This is a genomic window from Rhizobium sp. 01T437 (genome assembly GCF_056398505.1).
This window is the reverse complement of record NZ_JBFTPM010000005.1, coordinates 81329-96996: the sequence shown is the minus strand read 5'-3', so window position 1 is coordinate 96996 and position 15668 is coordinate 81329. Positions and strand designations below refer to the sequence as shown.

The 15668-nt window shown below is 60.2% G+C and carries 9 protein-coding genes; 2 read left to right on the top strand and 7 right to left on the bottom strand.

What is annotated here, in order from left to right; genetic code table 11:
• Positions 1 to 2: 2 nt before the first annotated feature.
• From AC1DM5_RS11345 to pdxY, 3 genes are all read right to left on the bottom strand, one after another.
• Positions 3 to 1628: a GGDEF domain-containing protein gene (locus AC1DM5_RS11345; RefSeq protein ID WP_113183734.1), complete on the bottom strand. Its 1626-nt coding sequence runs from the start codon at positions 1626 to 1628 to the stop codon at positions 3 to 5.
• Positions 1629 to 1720: 92 nt separating this feature from the next.
• Entirely contained in the window at positions 1721 to 2362 is a 642-nt protein-coding gene (locus tag AC1DM5_RS11340) for a carbonic anhydrase (protein WP_113183667.1), read from the bottom strand.
• Positions 2363 to 2422: 60 nt separating this feature from the next.
• On the bottom strand, positions 2423 to 3298 hold the full coding sequence (gene pdxY, locus AC1DM5_RS11335; RefSeq protein ID WP_037102147.1) for a pyridoxal kinase PdxY: 876 nt from the start codon (positions 3296 to 3298) through the stop codon (positions 2423 to 2425).
• Between the two features lie 276 nt (positions 3299 to 3574).
• On the opposite strand from pdxY, the gene AC1DM5_RS11330 reads away from it, so the two are divergent.
• Entirely contained in the window at positions 3575 to 8353 is a 4779-nt protein-coding gene (locus AC1DM5_RS11330; protein WP_113183668.1) for an NAD-glutamate dehydrogenase, read from the top strand.
• Positions 8350 to 9768, top strand: coding sequence for an MFS transporter (locus AC1DM5_RS11325; RefSeq protein ID WP_113183669.1), 1419 nt, complete (start codon positions 8350 to 8352; stop codon positions 9766 to 9768). Before AC1DM5_RS11330 ends, AC1DM5_RS11325 begins: the two co-directional genes overlap by 4 nt.
• A 47-nt stretch (positions 9769 to 9815) precedes the next feature.
• Here the strand turns inward: AC1DM5_RS11325 and purH are convergent, their stop codons facing one another.
• From purH to htpX, 4 genes are all read right to left on the bottom strand, one after another.
• Complete coding sequence (gene purH / locus AC1DM5_RS11320; RefSeq protein WP_113183670.1) at positions 9816 to 11432, bottom strand: bifunctional phosphoribosylaminoimidazolecarboxamide formyltransferase/IMP cyclohydrolase; 1617 nt, start codon at positions 11430 to 11432, stop codon at positions 9816 to 9818.
• Between the two features lie 94 nt (positions 11433 to 11526).
• A complete protein-coding gene (locus AC1DM5_RS11315) occupies positions 11527 to 13194 on the bottom strand; it encodes a heparinase II/III domain-containing protein (protein ID WP_113183671.1) in 1668 nt (555 codons plus the stop codon).
• A 102-nt stretch (positions 13195 to 13296) separates the two neighbouring features.
• Entirely contained in the window at positions 13297 to 14688 is a 1392-nt protein-coding gene (locus AC1DM5_RS11310) for an RsmB/NOP family class I SAM-dependent RNA methyltransferase (protein ID WP_477819892.1), read from the bottom strand.
• Positions 14679 to 15641, bottom strand: coding sequence for a zinc metalloprotease HtpX (htpX, locus tag AC1DM5_RS11305; RefSeq protein WP_113183673.1), 963 nt, complete (start codon positions 15639 to 15641; stop codon positions 14679 to 14681). Before htpX ends, AC1DM5_RS11310 begins: the two co-directional genes overlap by 10 nt.
• Positions 15642 to 15668 lie beyond the last annotated feature (27 nt).

Sequence of the window (15668 nt, the reverse complement as noted above, 5' to 3'; positions counted from 1 at the left end):
TTTCAACTGCGGAAATCGTGGGTTCCGCCGGCAGCCTTGCGCCGCTCTTCCTGCGGTGCCGCGGCAGGAACAATCGGCCCGGCAACGACGCAATTGCGTCCCGAGGCCTTGGCGGCATAGAGCGCCAGGTCGGCGCGCTTCACCAGATCATCGAAATTGCGATTGCTCACGGCATTTGCACGTCCCGCACAGCCGAAGCTTGCCGTAACCCGCAGATGCTCACCACTCGGCAGCGCGATGTCAGCAGCCTCGATGGCCAACCGGACGCGTTCCGCAACGATGGCCGCATCCTCAGGTGTCGAATCCGGCAGCAACGCCATGAACTCCTCGCCGCCGTGGCGCACCAGCAGATCGAAGGAGCGGAAGCTTTCCCGTGCGATGCCGGCTACGTGCTTCAGCACGATATCGCCTGCGTCATGGCCATACACGTCGTTGATTTTCTTGAAGTGATCGAGATCGAATAGCACGACGGAAATCCAGCGTGATCCATATTCAGCCTGCATCAGAAGTGCTAAAGCGGCGGCCTCGAAGCCACGGCGATTATAAAGGCCTGTCAGAAGATCGGTTTGGGCAGCATTGCGCAGCTCGTTGATGAGCAGTTCACGCTCTTCGGTGACACGGGCGACGAGACGGATGCCCCGAACCGCAAGCGCCACAATAAGGGCAACGAGCAACACCAATCCGGATGACAACGCAAGCACGACCGTCATGTGAATGTGCGAGCGTATCGACAGCTTCTGTCCGGTCACATGAATATCATCGGTGACGGAGGCGATTTTCTGCCGCAGGAAATCCAGCCGCTCGTTCTGGATACCAATCCATTTGTCTCGGATCGCCTTGTCCGGCCGTAGCGCGCCGGAAACCATGGCCTTCGTGAATGTATCGGCCCAGACCTCGTCGGGCTGAGCCCTATAGGCAAGGATCTCCCGGACGACAGGCGAGGAAGAATGAAAACGCAAGCGATCCATGCCGTTACCGAGCATCATTTCGCCTTGAACGAGCTGCTCATGCGACATGGCGGAAAAGTCGGTTTGGTCGAAATAACGCTGGCCAAGGTTGCCGATCAGCCGCTCACCGTAATAGGTCAGCAGGATACTCATCAGCTCGCTGGATTTGCGCATCAACACAGGATCATGGATCCTTGACGAAAGCGACGAGACGAGACCGAGCTGCTTCAATCCGGCCTGACCATAGATATGAACGGGGTTGCCGCCTTTGCCGTAGTAACCTTGATCAACCGCCGAACGCGCTGCAACGATACGGCTGTAAGCAAGGCGCAGATCGGAAAGCTGTGACTGCAGACCGAGATCGAGCGTTTCAACGGGCGGGAGGCTGGCGTTGAAACGCGCGCGTTCGCTGTCGAGCGCGCTGCGCCTTTCCATCATGGCCGCCCTGGTCATCCCGTCCGGATTGTTGATGTAGGTTCGCGTCGCGACGAGTTCCGCCAGAATCTCATTGGCAGCAATCGATCCTCCGCGAGCAAGAACATCGGCAAAGAGATGGTCATTTTCGAGCGCGCGGTACTGCATGAGCGAGGAGCGGATCAACACCACGCCTTCGGCGATCATGAAGACGAAGGGCAGCAGAATGGCAGCCAGTACTGCCCTTCTGATATTCTTGAATTTCAGCACTTCGAAATTCATGACTAATCCACGCGCATATGCTGCCTGCAAGCGCAGCCTAGTGGAATATCTTAAAAAACTGATAAAGCGGTCTATCCCTAGATTTCGGGACGGATAAAATCGAGTGTCTCAGAATCCATCACCCAGAGCTCGCCAGTCGAAATATCGAACCAGGCGCCGTGAAGCTCCAGCTTGCCCTCTTCCTCGAGCGCCTTGATATCAGGGAACGATCTGAGATTGTTGATCGAATTGCGGATGGAGACCCGCTCCAGCGCAGTCTGCCGTTCGGCCGGCGTCATGACGTCGTTGCTGCCGATCTGTTCGGCGGCAGGGCGAACGAGCGACATCCACCGGCCGATGAAATCGCCGGATGACAAAGGCTCGGCATCGGGATCGAGGGCTGCGCGAATACCGCCGCAGCGGCCATGGCCCATGACAACGATATTCTTGACCTTCAGAGCCTGCACGGCGAATTCGAGCGCTGCCGACGTGGAATGGAAATGGCCGTCAGGTTCATAAGGCGGCACCATGTTGGCGACGTTGCGGATGACGAAGAGTTCGCCCGGCCCTGCATCGAATATCAGTTCGGGAGCCGCGCGCGAGTCGCAACAGGCAATAACGAGCGTCGTCGGGTTCTGTCCGTTTTCCGCGAGCTGCCGATACCGGTCGCGGGCATCGGCATATCGCCCGCTCATGAAGTTGCGATAACCGTCCAGCAGGGAGTTGGGGAAGCTCATCATGTCTCTGGATTAGCGCGCGCGTGAGCCAAGATCAACTGCTGCGCTGCAAAAGCCTGAGACCTATTTTTTCCGCCGCTGCGCAGGATGAACAAGGTGACGCATCTGTACCATTGCCATCGGCGTCGAAAGACTGGAGGCATCGCTTGCCAGCATCAGCTCGTTGCTGCCGCGCTTGACAGCGCGCGCCAGCACCTCGAACACGCTGGCGGTCGCCAGCTGCAGCGCCTTTTCATCCTCCATGCCCGAGAGCAGGCGAGAGAGAAAAAGGGCGGCAAGCAGGTCGCCGAGCCCATTTGGTGGGTTTTCAACGACACGGTGTTCGGCAAGCAGAGCATGCCTTCCGGAGAGATAGAGATTGCCGGTGCCGCCCGCCATCATCGGCACCGCCGATGTGACCAGCATGCGAGAGGGGCCGAGCGAAAGTGCGGCCTCCATGACCGCGTTGTTGTCATCGAGTGCCGCGCCTGAAAGCCAGGCAAGTTCGTATCGGTTCGGCGTTGCGAGCGAGGCAAGCGGTATCAGATGGTCACGGATCGCCTCGGCTGTCGCTTCCGGCACGTAGAGGCCGCCGAGATCACCCATGACCGGATCGCAGACATAGAGCAGCTCCGGATTCTTCTCGCGCAAGGATGCGACGAGTTTCGCGACGGAGCGGGCCTGGGCTGCGTTGCCGAAGTAGCCCGACAAGACGGCCTTGACCTCGCCGATCCACGGCGCACGAATGAGGTCGTCGATCGCCGCCTCGAAATCGGCCTCGGCGAAGGTCAGCCGTGTCGAACGGCCATGACCGGGATGCCAGGGCAGCACGATCGTCGGCAGCGCCCAGACCTGATGGCCAAGCGTTTCCAGCGCAAAGACCGCGGCACGGTTGCCAACCGACCCCCGCACGACATGGCTGGAGATGACGATGACTGCGCCCGCTGCGTTTTCCGACATGGCATCCGAATCCGAATTTCGACCGCCGTTGATGATCTTTTTGACGAGGCGCTGTCAACCATTCTTCACGGGAGCGTGGAAATGTGCGGCGGGACGGAAAAGCCGGATAAAGTCATTTTGCCGTCGATCGGCATAAAACGACCTAAAAGCTTTCGAAATCTCTCGCCAGCATAGCCAAAAAAGCACGAAAACTACTTTTCGAAGCCCTCTTTTAAGGATTCTTTCGAAGAACCTTCTGCTACCTTGCCCACATCAAAACAATCGGGGGGATGATCCATGGCCACCAGAAACAATCCAAAACGGGAAAAGCAGATCGAAAGCGCGCGCAAGATCGCGGCCGCGACCGGCGAGCCCCATCTCGATCCCGAAATCCTCTTCGGCCGTGCAAGCGGCGACGATCTCGAACTCTACACCCCAGAAATGCTTGCGCTTTCCGCCGTACACTCGGCAGCCGAGCTCGGCGCCTGGAACGGTAAGGTGCCGCGCGTCAGCATCGACACGGTCGCCGATGTCACGCCCGATGGCGTTGCAATCTCCATCCTTTCGGTGACCGATCACAATAAGCCCTTCCTCTACGAATCCGTCATGGGTGAGGTGACCAGCACCTACCGCGACATCTACATGGCAGTTCATCCGATCTTGATCTTGGAAGACGGCAAGGCCCCGGAACTCTATTCCGCCGATGCGCCGAGCGACCCGGCAAAACGGGTGAGCCACATCCAGCTTCACATTTCGCCGCTGAGCCCCTCCCAGGCCGCCGACCTGATCAAGCGGATCAAGGCAGTGCTCGAGCAGGTAGAGCTTGCCGTTTCCGACTGGAAGCCGATGGTTGCCCGCGTCGATGAGGTGATTTCAGAGCTTTCGAATTACAACGCCAGCCGCAAGAAGGCCGACCGCGACGAGGCGATCGCATTCCTGACCTGGCTGCGCGACGAGAACTTCACCTTCCTCGGCATGCGCGACTACGTCTATTCCGGCAAGGGTCCCGATTCCAAGGTCGAACGCGACAAGGGAACAGGCCTCGGCATTCTCTCCAATCCCGAGGTTCTTGTTCTGCGCACCGGCAAGGACGCCGTGACGACGACGCCGGAAATTCTCGCCTTCCTCGATGGTCCCGATTTCCTGATCGTCACAAAGGCTAATGTGAAATCCATTGTCCACCGCCGTGCCTATATGGATTATGTCGGCGTCAAGCGCTTCGACGCGCAAGGCAACGTGACAGGCGAGTTGCGCATTGTCGGCCTGTTCACCTCGACTGCCTACACCTCTTCGGCCTCTGAAATTCCGCTGCTGCGGTCCAAGATCGAAAAAGTGAAGGAGCATTTCGGCTTCGACCCGATGAGCCACTCGGGCCGCATGCTCGACAACACCCTGGAATCCTATCCGCGTGACGATCTCTTCCAGATCGATACCCCCCTGCTCGCGACCTTTGCAGAACAGATCAATGACCTCGCCGATCGCCCGCGCGTGCGGGTGCTGCCGCGCATCGACCATTTCGACCGTTTCGTCTCGGTCATCATCTTCGTACCGCGCGAGGAATATGACTCGATCGTGCGTGAACGCATCGGCGCCTATCTGAAAACCGTCTATGACGGCCGCGTTTCCGCCTATTATCCGGCCTTCCCGGAAGGCGGCGTGGCACGCGTTCACTTCATCATCGGCCGCTCGGGCGGTAAGACGCCACGCATCCATCAGGCCAAGCTCGAAGAGACGATCCGCCAGATCACCGCGCGCTGGGACAGCCGCTTCGAGATGCTCGCCGGTCCCAAGGCGCCGAAGCTCGGCGTCAGCAACGCCTTCCAGGAAGCCTTCACGCCGGATGAAGCGGTCGGCGATCTGCCCGACATCGCCGCATGCGCCGCCGGCGAGCCGATCCGCATCGAATTCTACTATCGCCAGGACGATGAACGCGGCCGCATCCTGTCGCTGAAGATCTTCCATTCCGGCGAGCAGCTGCCGCTGTCGCGCCGCGTGCCTCTACTCGAAAACCTCGGCTTCAACGTCCTGAGCGAACGGACCTTCGATATCGAAGTTCCGGCCGCCGACAGCGCCATCAACATCGTCGTGCTGCACGACATGGAACTCGAGGCTCGCAGCGGTGCGGACATTGACCTCGCACGTTTTGGCGCACCACTCGAAGAAGCCTTCGTCGCAGCCTTCAGCGACACGATCGACAATGACAGCTTCAACCGGCTGATCCTGTCGGCCGGTCTCTCGGCCCGCGAGGTTAGTGTGCTGCGCGCCTATGCGCGCTATCTGCGCCAGGCCGGCATCGCCTATTCGCAGGATTATATCGCAACCACCCTCGACAAATATCCTGTTATCGCCGCTTCGATCTTCCGCCTGTTCCACGACACGCTCGATACGAAGCTGTCGGAAAAGGCGCGTATCAAGAAGCTCGCCGAACTGCATCAGGCAATCGAAGCCGAGCTTGCCGACGTCCCGAGCCTGGATGACGACCGTATCCTGCGCCGCTATGTCAATATCGTCGATGCAACGCTGCGCACCAATTATTTCCAGCGCAATGCCGATGGGACACCGAAGGCGATGCTCGCCTTCAAGCTTGACCCGCACCTAGTGGATGGCCTGCCGGAACCGAAGCCCTTCCGCGAAATCTTCGTCTACGGCGTGGAAGTAGAAGGGGTGCACCTGCGCTTCGGCCGCGTCGCCCGTGGCGGCCTGCGCTGGTCGGACCGCGCCGAGGACTACCGTACCGAAGTTCTGGGTCTCGTGAAGGCGCAGCAGGTCAAGAATGCTGTGATCGTGCCTGTCGGTGCCAAGGGCGGTTTCTATCCCAAGAAACTGCCGATCGGCGGCAGCCGCGACGAGGTCTTCAATGCGGGCAGGGAAGCCTACAAAACCTATATCCGTACGCTGCTTTCCATCACTGACAACATCTCCGGCGCCGACATCATCCCGCCTGACAATACAGTGCGTCTCGATGGCGATGATCCCTATTTCGTCGTCGCTGCCGACAAGGGCACGGCAACCTTCTCCGACACCGCCAATGCCCTCGCTCAGGAAGCGGGCTTCTGGCTGGACGACGCCTTCGCTTCGGGTGGCTCGGCCGGCTACGACCACAAGAAGATGGGCATCACCGCACGCGGCGCCTGGGAAACCGTAAAACGTCATTTCCGCGAAATGGACATCGATATCCAGACGACGCCCTTTACGGTCTCAGGCGTTGGCGACATGTCCGGTGACGTTTTCGGCAACGGCATGCTGCTCTCGCCGAAGATCCGGCTGCTGGCCGCCTTCGATCATCGCGACATCGTCATCGACCCCGACCCGGATATGGAAAAGACGCTTCGCGAGCGCCAGCGCCTGTTCAATCTTCCGCGCTCGAGCTGGCAGGACTTCGACAAGTCCGTGCTCTCGAAAGGCGCCATGATCATTTCGCGCTCGGCAAAGTCGGTTACGCTGACGCCGGAGGCCGTAGCCGCAATCGGCATCGACAAAGCGGTGGCCACGCCCTTCGAGATCATGACGGCGATCCTGAGGAGCCCGGTCGACCTGCTCTGGTTTGGAGGCATCGGCACCTACGTGAAGGCCGCGTCGGAAACCGATGCGGAAGTGGGCGACCGCGCCAACGATCCGATCCGCATCACGGCTGACGAAGTGCGCGCCAAGGTAATCGGCGAGGGTGCCAATCTCGGCGTCACGCAGAAGGGCCGCATCGCCTATGGCCTGAAGGGCGGACGCAGCAATTCCGATGCCATCGACAACTCTGCCGGCGTCAACACGTCGGACGTCGAGGTCAATATCAAGATCGCACTGGCAAACGCCATGCATGAACAACGCCTCAGCCGGGCAAAGCGCGACCAGCTTCTCGGCAGCATGACCGATGAAGTGGCCGGCCTCGTGCTGCGCAACAACTACCTGCAATCCCTGGCGATCTCGCTGACATCCCGGAAAGGAACCGCGAACGGCCTGGAACTCGGCCGTTTCATGAGCGTGCTGGAAGCAGCCGGCCAGCTGAACCGCAAGGTCGAGACGCTTCCCGACGACGCCTCGCTGTCCGAACGTTATACGGCCGGACGGCCGCTAACGCGCCCCGAGATCGGCGTGCTGCTCTCCTATGCCAAGATCGTGCTCTTCGACGCGCTGATCGCCAGTGAATTGCCTGATGACCCTTATTTCGTCAGCACGCTCTTCAACTACTTCCCGGCCAAGATGCAGAAGTCGAACGCATCCGACATCGACACTCACCGGCTGAAGCGGGAAATCGTCGCGACTGTCCTCGCAAACGAGGCGATCAACCGCGGCGGGCCGGGCTTTGCCGTGAGCATGATGGATGCCACAGCGGCCTCTGCCTCTGAGGTCGTGCGCGCCGCGATCGTCGCCCGTGACGGCTTTGATCTCAACCGGCTATGGGCCGAAACCGATGCCCTGGACAACAAGGTTTCCGGCGAGGTCCAGAACCGGATTTACGAGGAGATCACCAATAGTTTCATCGTGCTAACACGTCTGCTGCTGAAGACCGGCGTGACCCGAGGCGGGATGGCTGAAATCATTAGCCGGCTGCAGGCTGCCCTGAAAAAACTCAAACCCGCCTTTGCCGAGCAGGCGGCAACCGAAGTCTCAGCGCGCCAGCAGGAGTACCAGCAGGCCGGCCTGCCGGAAAAACTGGCCGCCGAAATTGCAGCCCTACCGACCCTCGCCCTCGTGCCGGAAATCATGCAGATCGCTGAACGGACGGGCGAGGCGCTGCCGCGTGCGGCCGAAAACTATTTCGCCGTCACCCAGACCTTCCGTGTCGGCCGGCTGCTTGCTGCGGGCAACCGCATCATTACGTCGGACCACTATGAAAACCTCGCGCTTGCCCGCAGCATCGACCAGATCGCCAGCGCCCGTCGCGATATCGTGATCTCCGCGCTTTCGGATCATGGCAAGGAAAAGCAGCCAGTCCAGGCCTGGCATGCGCAGGACAGGATCCGCATCAACCGCATCGTCGAGGAGCTTGCGAGCCTCAGCGACGGTGCCGATCCGAACCTCGCCCGCATCACTGTTGCCGCAGGCATCCTGACCGATCTTGCGCGCGACCGGGCGAGATGAGACAGTCCGCCCCAAAAAGGAGCGGACGCTTGAATCGCATTGACTGGACAGGAACGCAGCCGCCGAAAGCCACGGAGAAGGGCATATGGGGCTGGATGCTCTTCGATTGGGCAGCCCAGCCTTTCTTCACTGTGGTCACCACCTTCATTTTCGGCCCCTACTTCGTCTCGCGGCTGACGGCCGATCCCGTCTCCGCGCAGACGATGTGGAGCAATATGGCGACGATCTCCTCGATCATCATCGCCATCCTGTCTCCCATACTGGGCTCTATTGCCGACCAGTCCGGCGCCCGCAAACCCTGGATCGCCTTCTTCGCTGTGATAAAGGTCGTCAGCCTCTGCTGCCTCTGGTTTGCGGCACCAGGCTCGCCAATTATCTATCCCGTCATCTTCATGATCCTCGCCTCGATCTCGGCGGAGTTTTCGATCGTATTCAACGATTCCATGATGCCGCGCCTTGTCGGCAAGGATGAGGTTGGCAAGCTTTCCAACACCGCCTGGGGTCTTGGCTATCTCGGCGGTATGATCGTGCTGATTGCCGTCGTGGCACTGCTGGCCGGCAGCCCGGAAAGTGGCAAGACCATTCTGGGCCTCGACCCGCTTTTCGGTCTCGATCCTCATACGGGCGAGGATGCGCGCGTCACCGGTCCGATTTCGGCCGTCTGGTATCTGATCTTCATCCTACCGATGTTTTTCTTTACACCGGATGCCCGCAAGGGACTGCCTTTCGGCTTTGCCGTGCGCTTCGGCCTCAAGGAATTGCGCAATACGCTCGGCGAACTGAAGACGCGCCGCAATATCCTGACCTTCCTTATCGCCCGCATGATCTATCAGGATGGCGTCAACGGCCTGCTGATCCTCGGCGGCGCCTTCGCGGCGGGCATGTTCGGCTGGGCAACGATCGAGATCGGCATCTACGGAATCATTCTCAATGTCGTGGCGATCCTCGGCTGCCTGATTGCCGGACGCGTCGACAGGGGGATCGGCTCGAAGGTGACTGTCATCATCAGCCTCACCATGCTGTTGCTGGCCACGATCGGCATTATCTCCACCGGCCCGGGCTACACTTTCTTCGGGCTGATGCCGCTTTCGACCGCCGATAGCGGTGGGCTTTTCGGCACGATGGCGGAAAAAGCCTATATCCTCTATGGCCTATTGATCGGTCTTGCTTTTGGCCCGGTGCAGGCCTCGTCGCGCTCCTATCTGGCGCGCAGCGTCAGCCTTGAAGAAGCCGGCCGCTATTTCGGCATCTATGCGCTCTCCGGCCGCGCCACGAGCTTCATGGCAACGCTATTGTTTTCGATCGTGACCTATTTGACCGGATCGGCGCATCTCGGCATGTCGACGCTGATCCTGTTCCTGGCCGGAGGCCTGGTGCTGTTGATCCGCACGCCCTATCCGGCAGACCGCGCCTGACAAATTCCCCCGGCCGCAAAGCCGGGGGGTTATATCCGTGGCTCCGCTTAATGGCGGAAATGGCGCATGCCGGTGAAGACCATCGCGACATTGTGCTCGTTTGCAGCATCGATGACTTCCTGATCGCGCATCGAACCGCCCGGCTGGATCACGGCGGTAGCGCCGGCAGCAATCATCGATAGCAGGCCATCGGCGAAGGGCAGGAAGGCCTCGGAAGCGACTGCCGAACCACGTGTCATCGGAACGGCGAGACCGAGCGCCTTGGCCGCTTCCTCAGCTTTGAGCGCAGCGATGCGGGCGGAATCGACACGGCTCATCTGGCCGGCGCCTATACCTGCGGTCTGGCCGTCCTTGGCATAGACCACAGCATTCGACTTCACATGCTTGCCGACCTTGAAGGCGAACTTCATGTCTTCGAGTTCCTGGGCCGTCGGCGCGCGTTTGGTGACCACCTTCAGTTCCAGATCCTCGACCATGCCGTTGTCGCGGGTCTGGACGAGCAGGCCGCCGGAAACGGTCTTGGCAGTGATGCCTGCCGCACGCGCATCCGGCAGGCCACCGGCCGAGAGCAGGCGCAGGTTCGGCTTGCGTGCGACGATCGCCTTGGCTTCTTCGGTGACGTCAGGCGCAATGATGACCTCGGTGAAGAGCTGGATGATTTCTTCAGCCGTCGCCGCATCGAGCGTCTGGTTCAGCGCGATGATGCCGCCGAAAGCCGAGACGGAATCGCAGGCAAGCGCCCGCTTGTAGGCTTCGAGAAGCGTTGAACCGGTCGCGACGCCGCAGGGATTGGCGTGCTTGATGATCGCACAGGCCGGCGACTTCTCCGGCAGGAACTCGGCAACGAGCTCATAGGCCGCATCGGTATCGTTGATATTGTTATAGGAAAGCTGCTTGCCCTGCAGCAGGACGGCTGTCGAAACGCCCGGGCGCTTTTCGCCCGTCACGTAAAAGGCGGCCTTCTGGTGCGGGTTTTCACCGTAGCGCATCTCTTCCTTCAGCACGCCGCCGATGGTGCGATGACGCGGCGTATCGATCGAAAGCGCCTCAGCAAACCAGTTGGAGATGGCAGCGTCATAGGCGGCAGTACGGGCATAGGCTTTGGCCGCCATGCGCTGGCGGAAGGCATAGGCCGTCTTGCCGGCATCAGCTGACAGTTGCTCGGCCAGCTCGGCATAGTCGGCCGGGTCGGTAATGACGGTGACATAGGCATGGTTCTTGGCCGAAGCGCGGATCATTGCCGGGCCACCGATATCGATATTCTCCACCGTCGTCGGATAGTCACCGCCGGCCGCACGAACATCCTCGAAGGGATAGAGATTGACGACCAGCAGGTCGATGCCGTCGATCCCATGTGTCTTCATGGCTTCCTGATGTTCGGCATCGTCACGGATCGCCAGCAGGCCGCCATGCACCTTGGGATGCAGGGTCTTCACGCGGCCATCCATGATTTCCGGAAACTGCGTCACTTCGGAAACGTCGGTTACGGCAAGTCCTTCGGCCGCGATCGCCTTGTAGGTGCCGCCGGTCGACAGCAGGCGCACGCCACGCGCCGAAAGCGCACGGGCAAGTTCGATGATACCGGTCTTGTCGAAGACAGAAAGCAGTGCAGTCTTGATCTCGACCTTGTCGGGGGCGGGGATTTTCTTGGAAATGACGGCCATGAACCTTCTCCGTTCGGGCTTCGCGGGAGACATCCGGGCAAGGGACGTTTGATGAGGCCGCGTTAGCACAGCTTGGAGCCGGCGCAAACAGCCGCTAGCCCTTGCGCGATAAAAACCAGCGAATTTCAGGTTTCTCCGCCAAATCGAAGTCAATCTCGATCTGGTCCGAGCTGCTGATACCGGCGCTGTCGGCAAAGAAAATATCTTCCGAGATCAGCACTTCATTGCCGGGTGAGGAAAACAACCAGCTTTCGCCATCCGGCGCCGTTAGCAGCACGGATTCCGTATCGTTCTGCCGCGGCACGATGGCGGGATGGACGTGGAAGCGGGCAACCGCCCGCAGCGGACCTTCGCTGTGATATCGGTCGTCCGTCACGAAACGGTCCATGCCGGTCACGATGGAGCCAGCGGCGTTCAGTGTCAGCTCCCGCTCATGGATCACGCCAAAAGCATCGAGATAGCCGTCATGCCTCGCCTTGATGCCTTCACGGCCATCCTCGGTCTCCACGCGCTCGGCGGCAACCGTTTCCACCGGCTCCGTCATCATATGGGCCAGAAAAGCCGAGGGAGAGAACCGACTGGAGGAGGTATCGTTCAGGACCACGGTGGAATGGGCAGCCGTGGTGCGGGCCATCTGGACATAGCGTTGACCCGCGAATTTCGGCGATCCCGAGTTGACGATGAAGCGGTAGCGGCCTGAGGACATTTCGAAGGAGAGACTGCCTGCATGGGCTGTTCTGAAGCAGGCGGGCGAGGGTGGTCCGGTATCGGCAATGATCACCGTCTTGCCGGCGGCAAGTCGCTGATAGCGGGAATGCGGTAGCGCTTTGAACGGCTGACCCGCAGTCTCGTCGTAGCGCAGGACGGACATCAGCTCGTCCGCCATCGTGGATGTCGCACCGTTGAAGAGCGCCAGATCTCCATCCTGATGGCGGAAGAAGCGCAGGGCAGGGTACATGCGGTCAATACCGGAGATCAGTTTCTGCGGCAGGTCGTGGCCGAGATTGACATAGGTCTGCCGGAGCGGCAGCAGATCGAGCAGCAGCTCAAGCCCGACGCGTGGATTGCGGGAGATATGGCCTCCGTCAGGCAGAATCTGGTTATCGAATTCGCGGTCGAGCGCCTGGGCGGCTCGCCGGATTGTCGAGGCACGCACCGGCATGGCGACAGAAGCCGTCGCGAGCGCAATGCGCAGGCGGAAGCGGACTTCGCCGGCCGAATAGGGCGCCATACGGCGCAGATAGCCGATATGGAAGGCGAGTGACTTCATGAAGCGGCGATAGAAACCACGATCCGCGTTCTGTAGGACGATCGGAGAATGCGACAGCCAGGCGATGACACGCTGCGAGACGACGTCGGTCTCCCAGGCGATGCCTTCGATACGGCCTCCATGGATCGAGAGCCAACTATCGACGATCACGCGGGCAACGGCCGAACCGCGCTCACTCTTGTTGGCCCGCATATGCCGCAGCCAGCCGAAGCTATGAAGCCTGACCGCGAAAGCACGCGACGGAAGGGTCAACGTGAAGGGGGATTTCCCCTCGGTTTCCAACATACGACCGGCAAGCGGAAACCGGCCGTCCATGATTTCTTCGGCGACGTGTGAATCGATGCCTCTCAGATCCGTCGGCGCGACGATCAGGCGTTCCGGCACCGGTATGGCATGGCGGGAGAAGCGCAAACGCAGAAGTGCGGCACGGCGCGTACCGCGCCGCCAAGCTTCCCGAACATACATGCTCGCAAGACGCCGACCGGACTGCATATCAATTGTCTATTGACCCTCGTAGTTAAGAATAGATGAATCAAAACCGATTTCATTAGCTACGATGTATTATTTTGTGATGAAGTTAGAATATAATAGCATTTAGATGCGTCTGAGCATCGCGGCGTAGAAGCCGTCGAGGCCCGACGCAAAACCATCTGACATATCCAGCATTGTAGGGAGCGTGCGAAACTCGCCCAACGGTGTAATGGCCTGCTCCATACCGCGCCATTTTGCGGCATCGACCGGCACTCGTTCCACGCCCTTCACATCTTCGAGAACACGGGCCACAACCTCTTCGCCCTCCTGCGGATCGAGCGAGCAGTTGGAAAAGACGAGCACACCGCCGGGGTTCAGCAGGGTAATAGCATGGCGCAGAAGACGCTCCTGCAGTGCTGCGAGCTTGGCGATATCCTCGGCGCCTTTCGTCCAGAGCACGTCGGGATGCCGGCGCGTCGTACCTGTCGAAGAGCAGGGCGCGTCGAGGAGAATCGCATCGAAACGCTCCGACGGTTCGAATTTCGTGAGATCTACCGCGATCGTATCAGCTTCGAGGCCCAGCCGCTCCAGATTGGAGCACAAGCGCTTCAGCCGATTTTCGGACTGGTCGATCGCCGTCACCTTGCCACCGGCAAGGATAAGCTGGGCAGTCTTGCCACCCGGCGCAGCGCAGAGATCGGCAACACGCTTGCCAGTGAGATCACCGAAGAGCTTTGCTGGAATGCTCGCGGCCGCATCCTGAACCCACCATTCACCCTCTTCAAAGCCGGTAAGCAAGGGAATACCGCCTTCAAAAGCGGAAAGCCGCACGCTGCCGGTGGGTAGCACAGTGCCGTTCAGGCGCTCCGCCCAGCCTGCGGCATCGGATTTAACGGTAAGATCGATGGCTGCCGGTTCAAGCTGGGATTCGGAAATGGCAAGTGCCTGCTCTTCCCCATAGGCTTTCGCAAGCCGCGCGATGAACCAGGCCGGCATTGGCGGAATGTCAGCAATCTCGGCAAGGATGCGCTCCTTCTCGCGGCTAAGACGGCGCAGGATCGCATTGACGAGCTTGGCGAAACGCCGATTGCGAGGATCCTGATTGGCCTGTTCGACCGCAAGGTCGACGGCGGAGTGATCGGGAACGTCAAGATAGAGAATCTGCGCAGCACCTACCGCAAGCACATGATGCAAAGCTCGGGCACCTTCCGGCAACGGCGTTTCGAGCAGCGAGGCAATGGCGGCATCGATGCGGGGCAGATGCCTGAGCGTGGTGTTGAGGATGGCGCGGACCAGAGCACGATCGCTTTCCCCAAGCGCCTTGTAGGCCGGATTTCCATGCTCGTGATCCAGCGCGCCATCGAGCGGCAGTTTTTTGTCGACGACGGCGGCAAGGATCTTGGCGGCAGCAGCACGCGCCGGCAGGCCGGGTTTTACCGGCGCCGGCGCTGAGCCTTCTGCGGAAGGTTTATGTTTGTGAGCTGGCTTCTTCTTGCCGTCTGAATTCAAGACCACGGACCCTTTGGCGGTTGCGAGCCACCGCTGCCGGAACCCGTATTCGGAACCGACCGCGATTTGCGTGTCGGATTAGCAGCGCGAACCGGCGGCGTCGAGACGTCGAAGCCTCCCCGTGCCATTTCCTGTAGGGCTGCAATACGATTTTCGGTGTTCGGATGGGTCGAAAAGAGGTTGTCCATCCGCTCGCCGGAGAGCGGATTGATGATGAACATGTGCGCAGTGGCTGGATTGCGCTCCGCATCGTAGTTCGGCACATGCGCCGCGCCGCGGGCGATCTTGCCGAGCGCCGACGCAAGCCATAGCGGATTGCCGCAGATTTCAGCACCCCGCCTGTCGGCCGAATATTCGCGCGTGCGGCTGATTGCCATTTGCACCAGCATGGCGGCAAGCGGCGCCACGATCATCGCGACGAGCACGCCGACGAAGCCCAGGGGATTGTTGTTGTTCTCGCGATTACCGCCAAAGAAGAAGGCGAAATTGCCGAGCATCGAGATCGCACCGGCCAGCGTGGCGGTGATCGTCATGGTCAGCGTATCGCGGTTCTGGACGTGAGCAAGCTCATGGGCCATCACGCCTGCAACCTCTTCTGGCGAGAGGGCGGCAAGCAGGCCGGTCGAGGCCGCGACGGCGGCATTCTCCGGATTGCGGCCAGTCGCAAAGGCATTCGGCTGAGGGCTGTCATAGAGATAGACCTTCGGCATCGGCAGGCCGGCATTACGGGCGAGATCGCGCACGATACGATAGAATTCCGGGGCGTTGCGCTCATCGACCTCCTGCGCCCGATAGGCCGATAGCACCATCCGGTCGGCATTCCAGTAGGAGAAGAAATTCATGCCGGCAGCGATGAGAAAGGCGATCATCATGCCGCCCCGGCCGCCGATCAAAAAGCCGACAAACATGAAAAGCGCCGTCATGAAGGCAAGCAACATGGCAGTACGCACGAGGTTCATCAGAGGTCTCCATCTCCTTGATTGCGG